Here is a 17878-nt window from a genome sequence, read left to right as displayed (position 1 = left end):
GGTCGCCGTTAACACATCCCTGTGGGCTTAGCTGCGGCATCCTTGCCGCAGATACCTGGCTTATCTTCCCCACCACGTTCACCCTTCAGGCTTCAGATTCGCTGCTTAAAAATGCGACTGGCTCAGATTTTCTGAAAAGCAGAAAGCAGTTCGCTTATACCCGCGACACCTAAGTTAACGGGCAATCGGTGCAGGCCGGGTTCACGGACCGTCGGGCGCAGGGATGCGCCCGTCGAGGCTACACGGATGTATTCACGCCGAGTCCGTGAACCTGGCCTGCACCGATAAGCCAGACACCGATTCTAAAGCGCTACCAACGCGATCACTGTGCCTTAAAATCCCGCTCAATGCTGTTCAGCATATTGCTGGCGCTGTAGTAATCCAGACGGAACGTATCCGGCCCCATCGAATATACCCGCTTCGCGCTCACCGGCTCCAGATGCGCCAGGAACTGATTCGCCTCCACCTTCTGCACCGTCTCATCATCGGACGAGAACAGGATCATAGTTTTACCCGTCAGCCCCGCCGCCATATTCTCGCCGGTCAGCTGGATAATGTCGTTGCGCTTGCCCATGCTGGTACCGCCGTGAACGTCAGCGGGCGGCATCGCCAGGCTGAAGCCCAGCTCGGTCAGCAGCTTGCCCTGCGCCGATTCCGGCGTCCACAGATTCACGCCGCGCCCGTCTTCATAGTAAACCAGTGCCGAAACCGGCTGCGGCGGCAGAGTAATTTCCTGCTTCACGGTCTGCACGCGCTGCTCAAAACGATCGATCACCGCTTTCGCATCGTTCTCGTGCCCGGTGATATCACCCAGCTGAACCGCCAGCTGCTGCCAGCTTTTATTGCCGTAATCAATCACCAGCGTCGGCGCAATGGTCGACAGCTGATCGTACAGCTTGATCGCCGAATCCCCGCCGGTAGCGGCGATGATAATCAGATCGGGTGCCTCGGCCGCAATCGCTTCCGCATTCGGCTCGGTCACGTACAGCGGTTTAACCTGACGTTCTTTCGCGACCGCGCTCCACTGGGTAAAGAAGCCCTGCTCATCCGCCACGGTCGAGTTGCGCCCGGTGGCGCCGGAACCGATCACCGGCGCGTTAATCGCCAGCAGCGTACCGGTCAGGGTGACGCTGGTGGAAACGATCCGCTTCGGTGCCTGTTGCAGGGTCAGCGCGCCTTTCGGCGTTTGCAGGGTGCGCGGCCAGCTTTGCGGTTCGCTTACCGCCGCGTTTTGCCGATCTGAACCAGACGTTTCACCCGGCGCGGAATTTTGCAGCTGTTCACCGTGCGCCGCGTCATGATGTTCGGTGCCGTGGTGCTCACCTTCGGCGGCGTTCTGATGGGCAGCAGCATCATGCTGCGCCGCTGGCTTGGCATCGTCGGAGGCCTGGTCACAGCCGCTGAGCATCACGCCCAGCGCCAGCGCACCGGCAACCAACATCAGGCGGGTAACGGAAGATTGAGGTTTCATGGTTAGAATTTGGTTGTAAATGAGTATTATTATCATACATGCAATACCCTTGAAGTTAAACGCTTTAGCCGCAGGCGGGCGGCAATCAGCATGGGGTTTCACCCGCATCATTTATGGATACAGCGCATGCGCATTGGATTTATCGGGCTGGGATCGATGGGCCAGCCGATGGCAAAAAACCGACTGAGGGCAGGACATCAGCTGAGAGTCTGGAACCGTTCGCAGGCGCACTGATTGGTATGGCGGCACTGGCAAAAGCCGCTGCACGCCGTGCCGGGCTGGAATAATAAAAAAGGCTGCGTGACGATCGCGTCAGCAGCCTGTTTTACTTAGAGAAATCGCTCTGAATTACACTTTCATCCAGCGGCCTTCCGCAGCGGAAACGGCTATCGCTTCCAGCACTTTCGAGACCTGCAGGCCTTCCGCGAAGTCCGGCCACATGCGGTCATCGGCGGCGATGCCGTTAATCAGGTCGCGCACTTCAACGGTTTTCTGATCGTTAAAGCCGATACCGTGACCGGCAGAGATGCAGAATGCCGCATAGTCTGGGTGTGCAGGCCCGGTCAGGATGGTTTTGAAGCCCTGGCGACCGGCCGGTTCGTCGTGGATATACAGCTCAAGCTCGGCCATGCGCTCCTGGGTGTAGCGGATGGTGCCTTTGGTGCCGGTGACCACATAGGTCAGGCCCATTTTGCTGCCGCAGGCAATACGCGAGGTTTCAATCACGCCGTGTGCGCCGTTAGCAAAGCGCAGCAGCGCGCTGGCCTGGTCTTCGTTTTCCACATCGCGCAGCGTAGACAGATCTTTCGGGTCCGGACGCTGTTTGATGACCGTCATCATATCGCCGCTGACTTCGCTGATGTTGCCCACCAGGAAGTGCGCCATATTGACGATGTGCGCAGCCAGATCGCCCAGTGCCCCCAGCCCGGCCAGCGCTTTCTGGCAGTGCCAGTCCAGCGGGGTGTTCGGGTTAGCCAGATAGTCTTCGTTGTGGGTGCCGTAGAAATGCACGACTTCACCGATTTCACCGCGAGCGATAATCTCTTTCGCCAGCTGGCTGGTCGGGTTTTTCATGTAGTTGAAGCCCACCAGGGTTTTTACCCCGGCTTTTTCCGCTGCGCGAACCATTTCTTCCGCATCTGCCACATCCAGCGCCAGCGGTTTTTCGGAATAAACGTGCTTGCCGTGGCGAATCGCTTCCAGCGCCATTTCCTTATGCAGGAAGTTCGGTGCGCAGATATCCACCACGTCGATATTTTCGTCCGCCACCAGCTCACGCCAGTCTCCGGTCGATCGGTTAAAGCCCAGCGCGGCGGCCTGAGCGCGCGCTACGTCCGGGTTAACCTCGGCAACCATCTCACGTACCAGTTCGCCTTTCAGCTTAAATACCGTAGAAGCCTGAGAGTAAGCGATAGCGTGGCAGCGTCCGATGTAGCCGGTGCCGATCAGTCCGATTCTGACTTTTTGCATGACAAATCCTTGGGTGTAGGGGTGGCAAAATGGAACGAAATGAAAAACTAACTGGAATATATATTTCAAAAATACACAACTCAATATGAAAATGAAATAAACGTGATCGCGCTTGCATAAAGAGATGTAACCGCCAGTGCAACGCAGATTCCAACCTGCAAAGCGGTACGCAAAAGATAAAAAAATGCGGGTTACAGCACAAAATACGCATCAACTGCCGATTTAATCAGCAGTTAAACCAGAAACATCAAATCAGCCTTTGACATCCCCTCCCCCGCTCGATACTATGCGCCCCGTTCAAACGATTCCTCTGTAGTTCAGTCGGTAGAACGGCGGACTGTTAATCCGTATGTCACTGGTTCGAGTCCAGTCAGAGGAGCCATATTTAGAGAAGCCCGCTTAAGGAAACTTAAGCGGGCTTTTTGTTTTTGCGTTAAACGGTCAGGCGATCGGCATTATGGCCCGCGAAATGCCCCTTTATGCGGCCGACCATCATCGATGAACGAGTGAGCTATCTGCCTCAGCGGCCGACTAGCCATCCGTTGAACAGGTTAGTGTCTCCCATTCGTCTATTTCCTGACCTAATTCCGCGAGCTTTTGCCGCACTAAACCCAGTGCATCACTGCCTAACAATAAATGCGTGGGTGGGTTCCGGCTCTCCATGATTGCCAGCATGGCGCGTGCGGCTTTAACGGGATCGCCGAGCTGCTTACCGCTTTTTTCCTCACGAGACTGACGGATAGGATCGAACAAAGCATCATAGTCCGGGATGCTACGCGCGCTGCGTACCATTGAGCGCCCGGCCCAGTCGGTGCGAAACGAACCGGGTGCCACGGCGGTCACGCAGATGTTGAACGGGTTAAGCTCTTTGCTTAACGTTTCTGATATTCCTTCCAGGGCAAATTTGCTGCCGCAGTAATAGCTGATTCCGGGCAAGGTAATGAAACTGCCCATCGAGGTGATATTGATAATATGGCCGCGACGGCGCTGACGCATGCCCGGCAGCACGGCTTTGATCATCGCCACGGCACCAAACACATTCACATCAAACTGGCGGCGCATCTCAGCGAGCGAAGATTCTTCCATGATGCCTTCATGGCCGTAACCGGCATTGTTCACCAGCACATCAATCGGACCGAAGCTGGACTCAATTTCCGCAACAACTTCATCAATGCGCTCAAAGTGCGTTACATCAAGGAGGCGTCCAAAAGCCCGCTGTGCATCGAGCGCCTCGAAAGCGTTGAGTGCTTCGTGGTTACGCACCGTACCAATGACACGATGGCCTGCGGCGAGGGCTTCCAGCGCCAGCGCGCGACCAAAGCCGCTGCTGACGCCGGTGATTAAAATCGTTTTTGCCGATGTCATAACATAACTCCCATAAACAGTGAAGATTGCATGGTATTCTCTGCACTGGCGCATTTTGAGGCCTGAAGTTCTCTTTTTATTGCCTGATTTTATGAGGCTATGACATGTCTGAATTGATTGCTCAGGTAAAAACACTCGCGGCGCAGGAGGGATACAACCTCACAGCGTTGCCTGATGTGCGAATTTTGCGTGCCGACCGCCCACTAGCCAGAACGCCTGTGCTTTATGACCCGGGTATGGTGATCGTCTGCCAGGGTAGCAAACGGGGCTATTTCGGTCAGCAGACCTATTTATATGATGAGCAGCACTACCTGGCGGTTTCGGTGCCTGTGCCGTTTGTGATGGAAACCGACGCCTCGGCTGAACATCCGTTGCTGGCGATTTATATGCATCTGGATTTCCAGCTGGCCACTGAACTGATGTTGCAGATTGAACAGCATGGCACCCCGCATCCTCCCGCTACGCCGCAAAGCATGATGTCGAGCCCGATGGACGACGCGGTAAAAACGGCCGTGCTGAATTTGCTTGAAGCCCTGAATAATCCGCTTGAGGCGCCCATCCTCGGCCCCGGGCGGGTACGTGAGCTTTATTACCGCGTGTTGACGGGTGCACAGGGCAATGCCATGCGCGCCGCGCTGGCATTGCAGGGGCAGTTCGGCAAAATCGGTAAAGTGCTGGAACGCATCCATGCGACCTATGCTGAGCCGTTAACGCTGCCGCAGCTGGCGCTGGAAGCCGGAATGAGCGTGCCGACGTTTCATCACCATTTCAAAGCGATAACCCGGATGCCCCCGATGCAGTATGTCAAATCGGTACGCCTGCACCAGGCGCGGATGTTGATGGTGCGGCAGCAGCTCACCGCCGCTGCCGCGAGCTACGCCGTGGGCTATGAAAGCCCATCGCAGTTTAATCGTGAGTTCAAACGCCTGTTTGGTCTGCCACCGGCAGAGGAGATAAAACGCATGCAGCAGCACTTCGCCGTTCCGCCTGCGCAGCCCGCGTCAGTATTCGTTTCATCACATTAAGGCTTACTGGATAGTGGCGAGGAAGGGACCGTCATTTTTATAATGAATGCCTGCGCTTCCACTCATCAACAACGTCACCCAGGTTTTTGGTCGCATCATTCAGTATCCAGGCCATAAAATCACGATCGAACCGAAAATCCGCACCACATTCATCAATCATGAAGCGACGGACGTTTTGCGTATTTTTATAGTGTTTATCCACCACCGTGGAACGTGTTAATACGGCACTGTGCCAGTCGATTTTCACTTATTGATCCCTGTAGTCAGTCATTAACGGCAGCGTTTATATCTTACACACAGGCTTTTAAAAAATCCGCTTCTGCCATGAAGGAGACAGGGTATTTGAATATGATTGTGCCTTATGAGCGAGGAAATGGCTCTGAAAACGCCAATGATTTTTAGCAGCTTTCTGATAAGGGAATGGGCTACTAGTTCGAGAGGCGTTATGAAAAAAATTTCGCAAGGCATTGATTAAAATGAGGTAAAAGAGTATCTTCCATCCTTTCGGACAAAGAAAATGACCGTTACCGATTCACTTCTTACTTTCTCCTTCGCAGCACTAGTGCTGACTCTCACGCCGGGCCTGGATACAGCACTCATTCTCAGAACTACCTGCGCAGAGGGTGGTAAAAAGGCTTTCCATGCTGCTCTTGGAATTGACTGCGGCTGTTTCATATGGGGAGCGCTTGTCGCGCTCGGTCTGGGGGCGCTAATGGCAGCTTCAGAGCTGGCTTATACAATATTAAAAATCTGTGGTGCGACTTACCTGTGCTGGCTGGGCTTGCAGCTATTAATGCGGCCACGATCGTCTTTTAGTCATAACGATGCCGACATTTCTTCACACGGAAACTGGTTTGTGAAAGGAATGCTAGGGAATGTACTCAATCCCAAAATGGGTATTTTCTATGTGTCATTTTTGCCTCAGTTTATACCTGTCGGGCATTCCCCTTTGATATGGACATTTATCCTTGTCAGTATTCATGTCGCGATAGGGACAATTTGGTCTGTCACCCTCATTTTATCTACGCACTTTGCATCAGCCATACTGAAGAAAAGCCGTGTTGTCAGGATAATGGACAGGGCTACCGGAGGTTTGTTTATATGCTTTGCGGCTAAACTTGCTCTCAGCTCGAGATAAGCTGGTTGGCAGTGACATTGCTAACCACGTCCGCTTCTGGCACGGAGCAGACGTGTTAACGAAGCTGAAGGTCCGCTGTGAGCGACGAGCGGACATTATGACTTCTTAACCTTCTGAAAAGATATTCATGACATCAGTCTCTTCAGAGACGACTTTAAAGCATCAAGAAAGACAGTAACGCGGCATGGCAGGTAGCGCTTTGTTGGAAACAAAGCCCATATTGCCAGCATGTGGGATTCCACATCACTAAGTGTTATTTCAACGAGTTCTCCGGTTGCCAGTTCAGGGTGAATATCTGCTTTTGTTAGTTGTGCCAGACCCGCTCCGGCCTTACACATACTTCGGACACCTTCTACATTGTTACAAATGAACCGTGGCTCAAATAGATGACTGACTAGGTTCTCACCTTTCACAAATGTCCACTGAGACACCATTGCCGTTCTCAAACACTGATGATTAGTCAGTTCTGCCATAGTGGTGGGTATCCCGTACTGGGAAAGATAAGCTGGTGAGGCACAGAGTACCCGGGGGTTGCTGCTGAGTCTGTGAGCAATCAGGTTCGAATCCCTGAGCGGGGCGACCCTGATGGCCACATCGTATCCCTGACCCACTATATCCACCACGTCATCACTGAGGTTGAGGTCGATTTTCATCTTCGGATTCCGTTCCATGAGTTCAGGCAGCAGGGGAAGTATGTAACGCCGACCTATGCCGGAGGGCGACGTGATCTTTAAGAGGCCCGTTGCCCCGCCAGCATCCTCGCTGAACATAATCCGCGCGCCCTGCTCTGCTTCCATCATGGTTCTGGCATAGGGAAGAAACTCTTCGCCCTCGCTGGTCAGTGAGACCGCGCGGGTCGTACGCTGAAACAGACGCGCTCCTAAATCTTTTTCCAGTTGAGCCAGATGTCGCGACACGCTCATCGCGCTCATGTCAAGCCTGCGTGCGGCCTGTGAAAGATTGCAGGTTTCTGCAAGAATAGTGAACAGCTCGACATCCCGAAGATTCATTATATCTCTTTCTGTTATACAGCAATGCATTTCTCACCAGTGTAACGTTCATAAGAACGGAATTATAATTATTTTTATTATAATCGTTACTGAGGAGTCGCCATGCACCACGCATCTTTATATGAATCCACATCCATTAACCGTGCTCTGTTCCGCAATCGCATTATGGTTGCCCCTATGACGCGTATCTCCGCGTCTGAAAACGGCGTACCGGGTAAAAAAATGCAGGATTATTACTCCCGTTTTGCCCGGGGAGGTTTCGGTGCCATCATCACCGAAGGTATCTATATTGACCAGGCGTGGTCACAGACCTATGCGTTTCAGCCAGGTATCGTGAATGAAGAACAGCTCTCCGGCTGGAAAGATATTGTCGAAAAAGCTCATCAGAATGGTGCACGAGTCATAGCCCAGCTCATTCATGCTGGCGCGTTGTCCCAGAAAAATATCTACCGTCCGGACTCTGCCGGTCCTTCTGTCGTAAAACCTAAAGGTCAGCAACTTGAGTTCTATCATGGTTCCGGAGAATACCGCACACCCCAGGCACTAAGTGAAGAGCAGATCCACGACATCATCGCCAGTTTTGCCGACAGCGCGGAGCGTGCCGTCAGTGATGCAAAATTTGACGGGGTTGAGATCCATGCGGCGAACGGATACCTGCTTGACCAGTTCCTGACTGATTATACCAACCAGCGTACTGATGGATGGGGTGGTTCCCTGGAAAACCGGCTGGCTATTACGCTGGAAGTTATCCGTGCAGTACGAAGCAAAATTGGCGCAGAAAAGTTGCTGGGCGTCAGACTTTCACAGGGCAAAGTAAACGATTTTCATCATAAATGGAAAGAAGGTGAGGCAGGCGCCAGGAAAATATTCGGTCTGCTCGCCGAGGCCGGCGTGGACTATATCCATGTGACCGAATACAAATCCTGGCTGCCTGCATTCGAGAACGGAGATAAGAGCCTTGTTGAGCTAGCACGTGAAGCCGCTCCGAAGACCATTATCATTGCTAACGGTGGGCTGGATGACGGTGAAACGGCAGAAAAGCTTCTGGGTATGGGGGCTGACTTTGTTTCAATTGGCAAGGCTGCGCTTGCCAATCCTGACTGGCCACGAAAAGTCATGAGCGGTCTGCCACTCCACGATCTGCCTGGCGATATTCTTTCGCCGGTTGCGGACATTAAAGAAAAAGAGCGTTTTTAATTGTTATCACCAGCGGTGCTGAAACCAGGGAGTTAATATGACTGACAAGTCGAAAAAAACCATCAGGATCTTATTTCCACAGTGGCAAGGTGGCAACCAGGAGCTCTATGGGTTTGGTGCCCGGCTGCTGCACTGGCTCTCTCCGGAGACACGCTCCCCTGTGCATACTATCAGCGTGCCGGAATTTAACCCGGACACACCTGAGCCTGAAGAGGGTCTGCTTTATCGCAGGCAGTTACTCAGCCAGCATGATGAGGCCTGGGCAGTGCTGGAAAAAGAAGAACCGGATCATATCGTGGTGTTTGGCGGTGACTGCCTTGTAGACCAGGCTCCCTTTGCCTGGATGAATGCCAGGCTCAATGGCGAAATGGGCGTACTGTGGATCGATTCACACCCTGATGTGAAGACCCCGCGCGATTTTACCAACGGCCATACCATGGTACTGGGCAATCTTTTAGGCGGTGGCGATCCGGAGTTTGCTTCAAAAGTAAAGATCCCGGTAACCCCCTCGCGCGTCATGTATGCTGGTCTGATTGAAGAAGGGCTGACGGAGCAGGAATCGTCCGTTATTAGCGATCTTGGTCTGCAGATTGCCCGACCTGAAGAGCTTTATGAAAATAGTGACAGGATCACTCGCTGGATAAAAGAACAGAACATCCGCAAACTGGCAGTTCATCTGGACCTGGACGTCCTTAATCCGGACGTCTTCCGTTCGCTGCTGTTCGCGGAGCCTGAACCTGAGTTTGACTGGCAGGCAGTATATCCGGTTGGAAAACTGAATCTTGCTCAGACGCTCAGAATCATCCGTGATGTCTCTGCTGAAACAGAAATTGTGATTATAGGTATTACCGAACATCTGCCGTGGGATGCCTGGAATCTTAAAGAGTTTCTTAAAAAGCTCCCTATCTTGAACGAGTAAGCGCCAGATCTAATCAAGTCAGCACGTTCATCTACAGGATGTAGCGGACAGCTAACATAAGATATTCGACGTGCTGCACTTTCACATTCACAACGTCCGCTCCTGGCACATAGCGGACTAACCGTTCTCTCTAAACAACTCTTCACTTATTCCCCCACTCTTCAATCCTCTGTGCCCGGATCACCTTCCAGCGAACAAACAACGCCCTCCTTAACCAGGCAAAAAATCCCACTCAAAAGCCATCACATAAAAAGAAACCCACTCAAGTTCCCCTGAGCAGGCTTTTGGATGTACTCCACTTTCCCCACCCCAAAACATCACCCAAGAATCGCCTCCAGCCGCGCCAGCACCTCATTGACAATAACCTCGGGTACACGCTCCAGGCGTTTACCGTTACGCACTTCCATATCAAGGGTTCTGGGCTGGTCGCAGCGGATCACGCCGGTGGTTTTCGTTCCCGCACCATCCAGAGAAACGGCGAAGCCTGCCGTGCGGGCGAAGTTACCGCCGCTGGTGATTGGCACAACGACGGGGAGCCGGGTGAAGGCGTTAAACGAGGCGGGTGAAACAATCAGCACCGGCCGCGTTCCGCGTTGTTCATGCCCCGCAGTGGGATCGAGAGAGACGAGCCAGATTTCTCCCCTGTCCATTTACAGGACCTCCTTACCCAGGGCTGAGGCATTAACCCATTCCCGATCCTCTTCGCTGATTTCTGCGTGTGGATCGCACTGCGCCAGCAGCTCATCAAGGGAATAATGCGGTCGTTTCTGGGGTTCAATAATCAGGCGGCCATTATCAATGGTCATGCCGACTTCACTATCGGTAGTCAGCCCCAGCGTTTTAAGCACGGCAGGAGGAACCGCCAGCATGACGGAGCCTCCAACCTTTTTCAGGCGAGCAATATGCATAGAACACCTCCAAAAATTATATTTAAATATAACATTGTCGGCGATGCGTGCGCAATTATTAATCAATTCCATTGTGTAATTTCCTTCGTTTAGCCTGTTATCAAGCAGGAGCTGAGTCCATGACAAAGAAAGCCGATGATAGAAAACTTCACCACCGGCTCAAAGAGTTATGACGTTTCAGGAAGGGAAAGTGCGGCACGGCTTCCAAAGCTTTGCAGCGCCGAAGGCAAGAGGATTACGCGAAAGACTAATTCAGTACGCACAAAGGCCCGCCCTCCATGGCAGCCCTTCCCTCTCACGCCACGCTGTTCTTCGCCGTTGCTGGCAGCAGCGTTTTACTGCCTTTAAGGGTGAAGATGGAAATCACCGTAAAGCTCAGCGTAATACAGCCCAGGGTCAGATACGCCTGGTGGAAGCCGACGGTATCGTACATCCGCCCTACCCACGCCGAGAGCACCACGCCGGATAGCTGTTTCGATAAGTTAAAGCCGATCAGGAACAGGGTGGCGGAAAGCTTGGGGTTAAACGCCGATGAGATGTACTTAAAGGTGCCGACCAGTAAAAACGGCAGTTCAAACATATGCAGCATCTTAAGGAATACCACCTCCACCGCCGAGCTGGCAAAGGACGACCCCAGAATGCGCATGGACATAATCAGCCCGGCAATTAACAGGGCATTTTTGGCACCGATGCGGTTAATAATAAACGGCGCGCAGAACATGATCATCGCATTGAGCAGCTCCCCGCCGGTGGTGACGAAGCCAAACACTTCGGTGCCGCGCTGCGGGCTGGAGAAAAAGCCTTTAAAGAAGTTGGCGAACTGCTGGTCGAACACGTCATACACGCTGGCCACGCCCACCACGTAAACAATAAAGCCCCAGAAGCGCGGCATCCGCAGCAGTTCGGCGGCGGTGCGCATTGAGAACGCCCGGCGATTCGCGCCCAGCGCGTCGATGACTTCGGCGCTGTTGCTGCTCTCGGGTTTGGATACCCACAGCAGCACGCCGAGGATCAGCGCAAATCCGGAGGCGATCCAGAAGGTAATATTCGGGTCGATGCTGAACAGAATGCCGGTAATAGAGGCACACAGCGCCCAGCCGATGCAGCCTGAAACCCGGACCTTGCCGTATTCAAAGCGGTTAGCGCGGCTGACACGTTCAATATACGCCTCCACCGCGCCGGAACCGCTGGAAAACACCATCCCCAGGTAGATCCCGCCCACCAGCGCACCGGCGATGATGTTCATCTGCAGCAGCGGTGAGAACACGAAGATAAAGAACGGCGCAAAGAGGATTAACAGCCCCGTAATGGTCCACAGCAGATGCTTGCGCAGCCCGAGCTTATCGGAAATCAGGCCGAACACCGGCTGGAAGACAATGGAAAACAGGGAAATCGAGGAGAAAACAATCCCGGTTTCGGTTTTGGTCAGGTGGTTAACTTCCGCCAGCCACACGGGGAAAAACGGAAAGTAGGCAGACATGATGAAGTAGTAGAAGAAAAAGAACAGCATGAAATAGATAAAGTTGTGCCGTTCACGTGGGGCAAGTTCAGAAAGTTTCATGGTGATGTCCCGTATTATTCCTGTAGGGTTGGGGGCTTCTGCCACCGATTATTATTGGAAGTACATCGTTAACCGTTATTGTTATCCCGTCTCAGTCAGCAGCCGCTTCTAAACTAAAATGTCGCCCGTCAGACATGAATGATTTCGTTATCAGATATTTTCGTTAATGCCGCAATAACGGCGAAAATGAAACCCGCCCGCCGTCACGAAACGCCGGGAAAACGGCTGCTTTTTGTCGTTCGTTAAACATAAAATGTTAGCGCACGACATTCACCTTTACCGCAATAAGGAGCGCCGCATGCAGCGCCATTTGGCAACGTTAGAAGATGTCGCACGCGAGGCCGGCGTTTCCCAGCAGACGGTTTCCCGGGTACTGAATAATCCGGCGGTAGTGGCCGAACGCACGCGTGAGAAAGTGATCCGCGCGATGCAGGCGCTGCACTATGTCCCGAACCGTTCTGCGCAGCTGCTGGCGGGGAAATCCGCGCCGTCGATTGGGCTGATTACCGCCTCGCTGACGCTGCACGCGCCGTCGCAAATTGCCGCCGCGGTGAAAAGCTACGCCGGATCGCACCAGCTGGAAGTGTCGATTGCGATGCCGGTTCAGGCCGATTTTTCGTCGCTGCAGGACCGACTAAATGAGTTCCGCGCTCAGCATATTCGCGGGGCGATTATCAGCCTGCCGCTGGAAAGCAGCGTGGCGGAGCGGCTGGCGGCGGAAAACAGCGATATTGCCTGCCTGTTTCTGGATGTCTCGCCGGAGAGCGACGTCTGCTGCGTGCGTTTCGATCACCGCGACGGCTGCGGTGCCTGCGTGCAGCACCTGTGGGATGCCGGGCATCGGGAGTTCGGCCTGCTGGCCGGGCCGGAAAGCTCCGTCTCCGCCCGTATGCGCCTGAGCAGCTGGCGTGAAGCGCTGCACCGGCTGGGGATCGCCAACGCAGTGACGGTATTTGGCGACTGGAGCGCCGCCAGCGGTTGGCAGAAAACCTTTGAACTGCTGCACCAGCATCCACGGATCAGCGCGATGGTGGTAGCCAACGATCAAATGGCGCTCGGGGTGCTTAGCGCACTGGCACAGCTCAATCGCACCGGCAGCCGGGCCGTTTCGGTCACCGGCTATGACGATACGGCGGACAGCCTCTACTTCCAGCCGCCGTTAACCACCGTGGCTCAGGATTTCAATGTGTTGGGGAAACGCGCGGTGGAAAGGCTGATCCAGCTGATGGCCGCGCCGCAGATCAAGATCCGCGAGCTGCTGCCGACGCGGTTGATCATCCGCCAGTCAACCCGCCCTTACAGCGGGGAAACTGACGATGAGAAAGAGAAGGTGATTGCGCAGTTAAAAACGCTGGTGGAGAAGCTGTGAACATCGCAAACGGATCATCGCGCGATGTCGATCCCACAGAGGAACCGCCCCTCACACCAGCCACATCAGTTAAAAGCGGAACGCGCCGCCCACGGTGTACTGGGTTTGCGCACCGTCAGAATTAGCGAACCGGCTGCTGACGTCGGTATACAGCGACAGGTTATCGCCCATCAGCCACTGCACGCCCACGCCGCCCCGGCCAAAGCTCTTGTCCGGCGCTCCGATGCTCACGCTGCGCAGGCCCCCTTCAGCCCGGTCGCGAATGCTGAACTGGTCATTCACGCCGTCGCTGAGTTCACGCACCCAGGACAGATGCGCGTACGGCAGTAAGGTCTGATGCTGCGCAACGCTGAATGATGAGGAAATTTTCCAGCCCAGCGAGGCTTCCAGCGAGTTGAAATCCTGCTTCTGGTAGTCCACGGCGGTGCGCAGATCTTCGCGGTCGCTGAAACCGTCAACCGAATAGTGCGTGTAGTCCAGTCCGGCAAACGGCCCGGTGCGCAGCTGAGCAAAGGTGAAGTCATAGCCACCGTTCACCCGACCGCCGTAGAAGTTGGCGTTGGTATGGCCGTTAAGCGTGTGGTCCAGCAGCGCCAGGCCATCGCCTGATTCGATATACACCGAGCGGCGGGTGTCGAGGCTGGCGCGCCCGGCAGACAGGTCACCGGTCAGCCACAGCGGGTTATCGAAGGTCAGCTGGCCATAAACCCCCAGTTGCCAGGTGTCCCCTTTCACCGATCCGTCACGCTCCAGTTTATCTTTATTACGCTGATAGCTCAGGCTCGATCCCAGCACGGCGCGATCGTTGAACTGGTAGTCAACCAGAGCATAGGCCATGGTATTTTGCGCGCGCCCCTGCGGCACAGTATCAAAACCATCCGCCGGGGTAGACTGGCCTTCAATACCGACGGCACCTCCCCACGTGCCCGCTTCACGAGGCTGCAGGCTGAGCAGCTGACGGCGACCGTCGTGCAGATCGTTCAGGCTCTGATGCTGACGGCGCAGGCTCTCTTCCACCACGCGCTGAAGCTGGCCTGCGGAGGATGCGGAGTACAGCAGGTCGGTATTGGACCACTCAAGCAGCAGCCGGGTGAGGATTAACGACACGTCGTGCAGGCGCTGGGTAATTCTTTCCTGACCAAACACGCTGGTCAGGAATTCTTCGTTATCCGTGGCCGGGCTGTGCCAGGTTGCCCCGCCCGGTACTGCCGGATTAGTGGTCTGGGTATAGCCGTCTTTATCACCGATGTCCCAGTTGGTCGCTTCCAGGTACAGCACCGGAATGTCGAGAATATTAAAGCTGTCGCCGTCGCTACAGCAGCCGGTTCCCGCCGGATACTGCGGATCGAGCCCCGGGTTGGTATACAGCTTCACGCCCAGCTCTTCGGATATGCGGAACAGCTGGTCGCGCAGGCTGGTCAGCGCCGGATTGCTGACGCTGTTATCCCCGGCGTGGGCATAGAGCATATCCCCGGTGATCATACTGTCCATGTTGATCATCCCTTTCAGGTTGCCGGTCAGGCTGTTGGCCTCCAGCTCTTTAACCATCGCCGCCGATCCGCGCAGCCCCTCCTCTTCCGCACCAAATGCCGCAAAGACCAGAGTGCGCTCGGTCTGAATGCCGCTCAGGTTATGCGCAATTTCGGTCAGCAGTGACGCGCCCGAGGCGTTATCGTCCAGCGCTTCCAGCGTCGGTCTGCCGTAGTAGGAGTCGAAGTGCGCGCCGGTAACAATATAGTCATCCTGCAAACCTTTATTGTAAGCAATCACGTTCTGCGAGGCGCGGGTCTGGCCCCGCACGGTCCAGGTAAAATCCTGGCGGAGAACGTTATAACCTGGAGACATGCGGTCCTCCATCCACTGTGCCGCGCCGACAAAGTTATCGGTGTCGCGATATCGACCGGGATAATCGTGGATTAATGTATCGAGGGTTTCTTTGGCGTAGTCGCCATATTCAACGGCAGCACCGGCCTGTTGAGCCGAGAGGAGAGCTAAAGCCACGGCGAGTTTCTTAAACATTCCATTACCCTGTGAGTTATTGTGATTTAAAGGCACGTTTCCAGCCTGCGGGATAAAGCATCGATCGTGCCAGAGAGTGCATAAAGGGGATGGAGCGAGGTTTTGTTACGGGAAATCAACGCATTGAAATGAATAACTATGCAATCCCTATGCAAAACTCGTCCAGCGCAGCCACGCTGTAACGTTAGTGTAAAAAAAGGGAGTGGGTGAATATTCATTTACTCTTTTTACAATTTTCTTACGAAAAGTGTGTTCAACCCTGCAGTTTTTCTTCTCACTTTCGACGGATGCACCACGGGTGAACAGGACTGCACGGTGATGAATCAGTGATAAACGAAAAGGATAAACGGCTGAGGGAGTCAGGAAGTCAGGAAGTCAGGAAGTCAGGAAGTCAGGAAGTCAGGAAGTCAGGAAGTCAGGAAGTCAGGAAGTCAGGAAGTCAGGAAGTCAGGAAGTGAAAACGTAGTCGGAGTGCAGTGTAAACAGGTAGGCCTGTCTTCAATGAAATTGCGCCATATATAAAAAATGCCCCCTACCGATTGCGCAGGAGGCATCGTTTCTTACTCTAATTTGTAAGCATCGACGGTCCGAAAATCAGAACACCACTTCAGCCTGCACGCCGAAGCTAATCTGATAATCTTTACCGTCATTAAAGGTGGTGCTGTCGATCTCGTTTTCCAGCGCCTTAAGATAGGTGGTGTACAGGCGGATTTCCGGGCGCGAGTTCAGGATGCTGGTATCCACCTTAAAGACCTGCGCCAGCGTCACCTTATAGCCGGACTCATCAAAACTGAGGTTGTTGGCGCGGTTCTGCTGGTTAAAGTAGCCCAGCTCCAGCGCGGTCTGCATGGTGCGGCTCCAGATCCACGACGGGCGGATCACCGCGCGCGCGGTTTCGAAGTCGGTGTGTGCGCCGGTGTAAGTGGAGTAGAGATCGTGGCCGCGACCGTAGACCAGCGCGTGTGCCATGATGATCTTGTCGCTCAGGTAAAACTCGCCCTGGCTGACCAGTCGCCAGCCGATACCGTCACTGTGAATGCCGTAGTAGGAGCTGTTGTAGTCAAAATCCGGGTTGGCGCTGGAGATATTCATAAACTGGCTGGCCAGCGAGTTATCGGCCACCTGTAGCGTCAGTTCGTTGGTGCCGTTGAGCAGCGGATTACGCAGAATCGCCTGGCCAAGCCAGGAGGATTTGACCTTGTAGTAGTCGTTATCCGCCTGCGCCTCTTTCTGTTCATCGGTCTGATTGGCGAAGGCGTATTTCGCCCCCAGCTCCAGTGTCACGCCGTCGGTTATCGGCAGGTTTTTATAGCGAACTTCGGCGATATTGACGTTAACCTGGGTGGTATCGCTACAGGTTGAGGAACCCGCCGCACATACCGTGCTGTAGTTATCGATGTCGTTGCGGGTCAGCGCCATGCTCAGCGCTCCCACCGGCATCGCCCAGTTCTCAATCCCGATGCCCGCGCCGGAAAGCGTGCGGTTGCTTTTCCAGTCCAGCAGTTGAATTTCATACTGCGGCAGCGTGTGTTTACCGATCCACACCGAGGCTTCCGGCGCGAACGGCAGCAGGCCGTTACCCTCAACGTACAGCTTGCTGAGCTTGCCCATGCCGCCGCCGGACATGCCCTTTTCGAAGGATTCATTGCTCTGGGTTAAGCCTAAATCGCCCTCAAACTGCACGTTAGCCCAGATGGATTTATCACCCTCGCGCCAGGCGCGTTTTTTCAGCGACAGGTTATACCAGCCGTCGTATTCGTTACCAAAGCGCCCCAGCGACCCCACGCCCCAGGACTTCGGCCCGCCGTTGGTGGTGCTGGCCCAGCCGGAGCGGAAATAGCCGGAGTATTTAAAGCCGGTGTCGTCCTGCACATATTTGCTGATCTGCTTCAGCGTGTCCGGCGACAGCTCCAGCGGTTCGGCGGAGGCGGTCCGTGCGACAGAGGGCGCAGAGGTTGCCGGAACGCCAGCAGCAACGCTGCCCGCAGACGAGGCCGCATAGGCAGCAGAACCCGCCGGTGAACCGGATGACGCTGAAGCACGACCAGTAATTCTTGCCGCATCTGAACCAGATGCCGCCGCCTGCGCCTGCTCCTTATCCTCGTAGGCCTGCAGTTTCTGCTGGGTGGCCAGCAGCTGCGCCTCCAGCATTTCCATGCGCTGTTCCAGCGTCAGTTTTTGCGCCACGGCTTCACCGCTGACGGCGTAGCAAGAGAATAGCGCCGCCGCGATCATCGTTTTTTTATAATTCAGTTGTTTCGCTTTCATTATTACCCCAGGGTATTGCATCCCCGCAAAAAAAAAGACCCGCCGCCAGCGGAGTGTATTTCCGCCGGTTGCAGGTCTCGCCTGAATTAAATCAGTCACGTCCTGAAGGGATAGTTTGAATTAACCATCAATGTTGTTTTATTAACGACGGCGACAGC

At 54.4% G+C, this 17878-nt stretch carries 15 protein-coding genes, 1 tRNA gene and 1 pseudogene; 7 read left to right on the top strand and 10 right to left on the bottom strand.

Going from position 1 to position 17878, the window contains the following annotated elements:
- Positions 1-322: 322 nt before the first annotated feature.
- Entirely contained in the window at positions 323-1471 is a 1149-nt protein-coding gene (gene fepB, locus JOE09_RS21250) for a Fe2+-enterobactin ABC transporter substrate-binding protein (RefSeq protein ID WP_239553234.1), read from the bottom strand.
- Positions 1472-1597: 126 nt separating this feature from the next.
- On the opposite strand from fepB, the pseudogene JOE09_RS21245 reads away from it, so the two are divergent.
- Positions 1598-1699, top strand: a pseudogene (locus JOE09_RS21245) (NAD(P)-binding domain-containing protein); the annotation flags it as partial.
- Positions 1700-1819: 120 nt separating this feature from the next.
- On the opposite strand, the gene JOE09_RS21240 reads toward JOE09_RS21245, so the two are convergent.
- Complete coding sequence (locus tag JOE09_RS21240) at positions 1820-2941, bottom strand: Gfo/Idh/MocA family protein (protein WP_205067207.1); 1122 nt, start codon at positions 2939-2941, stop codon at positions 1820-1822.
- Positions 2942-3247: 306 nt separating this feature from the next.
- Between JOE09_RS21240 and JOE09_RS21235 the strand changes: the two genes are divergently transcribed.
- A tRNA-Asn gene (locus JOE09_RS21235) sits at positions 3248-3323 on the top strand.
- A gap of 149 nt (positions 3324-3472) precedes the next feature.
- Here the strand turns inward: JOE09_RS21235 and JOE09_RS21230 are convergent.
- Complete coding sequence (locus tag JOE09_RS21230; RefSeq protein ID WP_205067206.1) at positions 3473-4306, bottom strand: oxidoreductase; 834 nt, start codon at positions 4304-4306, stop codon at positions 3473-3475.
- 104 nt (positions 4307-4410) lie between these two features.
- Here JOE09_RS21230 and JOE09_RS21225 point away from each other — a divergent pair, with 104 nt between their 5' ends.
- Positions 4411-5331 (top strand): AraC family transcriptional regulator, encoded by a 921-nt coding sequence (locus tag JOE09_RS21225; RefSeq protein ID WP_205067205.1) that lies wholly within the window; start codon positions 4411-4413, stop codon positions 5329-5331.
- A gap of 37 nt (positions 5332-5368) precedes the next feature.
- On the opposite strand, the gene JOE09_RS21220 is transcribed toward JOE09_RS21225, so the two are convergent.
- The gene (locus JOE09_RS21220; protein WP_205067204.1) at positions 5369-5578 is read right to left on the bottom strand and encodes a DUF6434 domain-containing protein; all 210 of its coding nucleotides are present in this window, start codon (positions 5576-5578) and stop codon (positions 5369-5371) included.
- A 270-nt stretch (positions 5579-5848) separates the two neighbouring features.
- Between JOE09_RS21220 and JOE09_RS21215 the strand changes: the two genes are divergently transcribed.
- A complete protein-coding gene (locus JOE09_RS21215) occupies positions 5849-6469 on the top strand; it encodes a LysE family translocator (protein ID WP_205067203.1) in 621 nt (206 codons plus the stop codon).
- 125 nt (positions 6470-6594) lie between these two features.
- Here the strand turns inward: JOE09_RS21215 and JOE09_RS21210 are convergent, their stop codons facing one another.
- Positions 6595-7479 carry a LysR family transcriptional regulator gene (locus JOE09_RS21210; RefSeq protein ID WP_205067202.1) on the bottom strand — a complete coding sequence of 295 codons (885 nt, stop codon included), beginning with the start codon at positions 7477-7479 and terminating at the stop codon, positions 6595-6597.
- 102 nt (positions 7480-7581) lie between these two features.
- On the opposite strand from JOE09_RS21210, the gene JOE09_RS21205 reads away from it, so the two are divergent.
- Together JOE09_RS21205 and JOE09_RS21200 are read left to right on the top strand one after the other, a co-directional pair.
- A complete protein-coding gene (locus tag JOE09_RS21205; protein WP_205067201.1) occupies positions 7582-8676 on the top strand; it encodes an NADH:flavin oxidoreductase in 1095 nt (364 codons plus the stop codon).
- A 37-nt stretch (positions 8677-8713) separates the two neighbouring features.
- On the top strand, positions 8714-9595 hold the full coding sequence (locus tag JOE09_RS21200) for an arginase family protein (protein WP_205067200.1): 882 nt from the start codon (positions 8714-8716) through the stop codon (positions 9593-9595).
- A gap of 317 nt (positions 9596-9912) precedes the next feature.
- Here JOE09_RS21200 and JOE09_RS21195 read toward each other — a convergent pair whose 3' ends face one another.
- The 3 genes from JOE09_RS21195 to JOE09_RS21185 all read right to left on the bottom strand — a co-directional run bounded on the left by JOE09_RS21195 (position 9913) and on the right by JOE09_RS21185 (position 12064).
- Positions 9913-10245 (bottom strand): type II toxin-antitoxin system PemK/MazF family toxin, encoded by a 333-nt coding sequence (locus JOE09_RS21195; protein WP_200561151.1) that lies wholly within the window; start codon positions 10243-10245, stop codon positions 9913-9915.
- Complete coding sequence (locus JOE09_RS21190; protein ID WP_205067199.1) at positions 10246-10503, bottom strand: AbrB/MazE/SpoVT family DNA-binding domain-containing protein; 258 nt, start codon at positions 10501-10503, stop codon at positions 10246-10248.
- Positions 10504-10798: 295 nt separating this feature from the next.
- The gene (locus tag JOE09_RS21185) at positions 10799-12064 is read right to left on the bottom strand and encodes an MFS transporter (protein WP_200546068.1); all 1266 of its coding nucleotides are present in this window, start codon (positions 12062-12064) and stop codon (positions 10799-10801) included.
- Between the two features lie 298 nt (positions 12065-12362).
- Between JOE09_RS21185 and JOE09_RS21180 the strand changes: the two genes are divergently transcribed.
- Positions 12363-13433, top strand: a complete 1071-nt coding sequence (locus tag JOE09_RS21180) for a LacI family DNA-binding transcriptional regulator (protein ID WP_205067198.1) — start codon at positions 12363-12365, stop codon at positions 13431-13433.
- Positions 13434-13502: 69 nt separating this feature from the next.
- On the opposite strand, the gene JOE09_RS21175 is transcribed toward JOE09_RS21180, so the two are convergent.
- Both JOE09_RS21175 and JOE09_RS21170 read right to left on the bottom strand, forming a co-directional pair.
- The gene (locus JOE09_RS21175) at positions 13503-15452 is read right to left on the bottom strand and encodes an autotransporter outer membrane beta-barrel domain-containing protein (RefSeq protein ID WP_205067197.1); all 1950 of its coding nucleotides are present in this window, start codon (positions 15450-15452) and stop codon (positions 13503-13505) included.
- A 594-nt stretch (positions 15453-16046) separates the two neighbouring features.
- Positions 16047-17720 carry a carbohydrate porin gene (locus JOE09_RS21170; RefSeq protein ID WP_205067196.1) on the bottom strand — a complete coding sequence of 558 codons (1674 nt, stop codon included), beginning with the start codon at positions 17718-17720 and terminating at the stop codon, positions 16047-16049.
- Positions 17721-17878 lie beyond the last annotated feature (158 nt).

It is taken from the genome of Pantoea coffeiphila, from assembly GCF_016909495.1.
Classification (GTDB): Bacteria; Pseudomonadota; Gammaproteobacteria; order Enterobacterales; family Enterobacteriaceae; genus Erwinia; species Erwinia coffeiphila.
The sequence above is the reverse complement of the archived record's forward strand: the minus strand, read 5'-3'. Positions and strand labels throughout refer to the sequence as shown.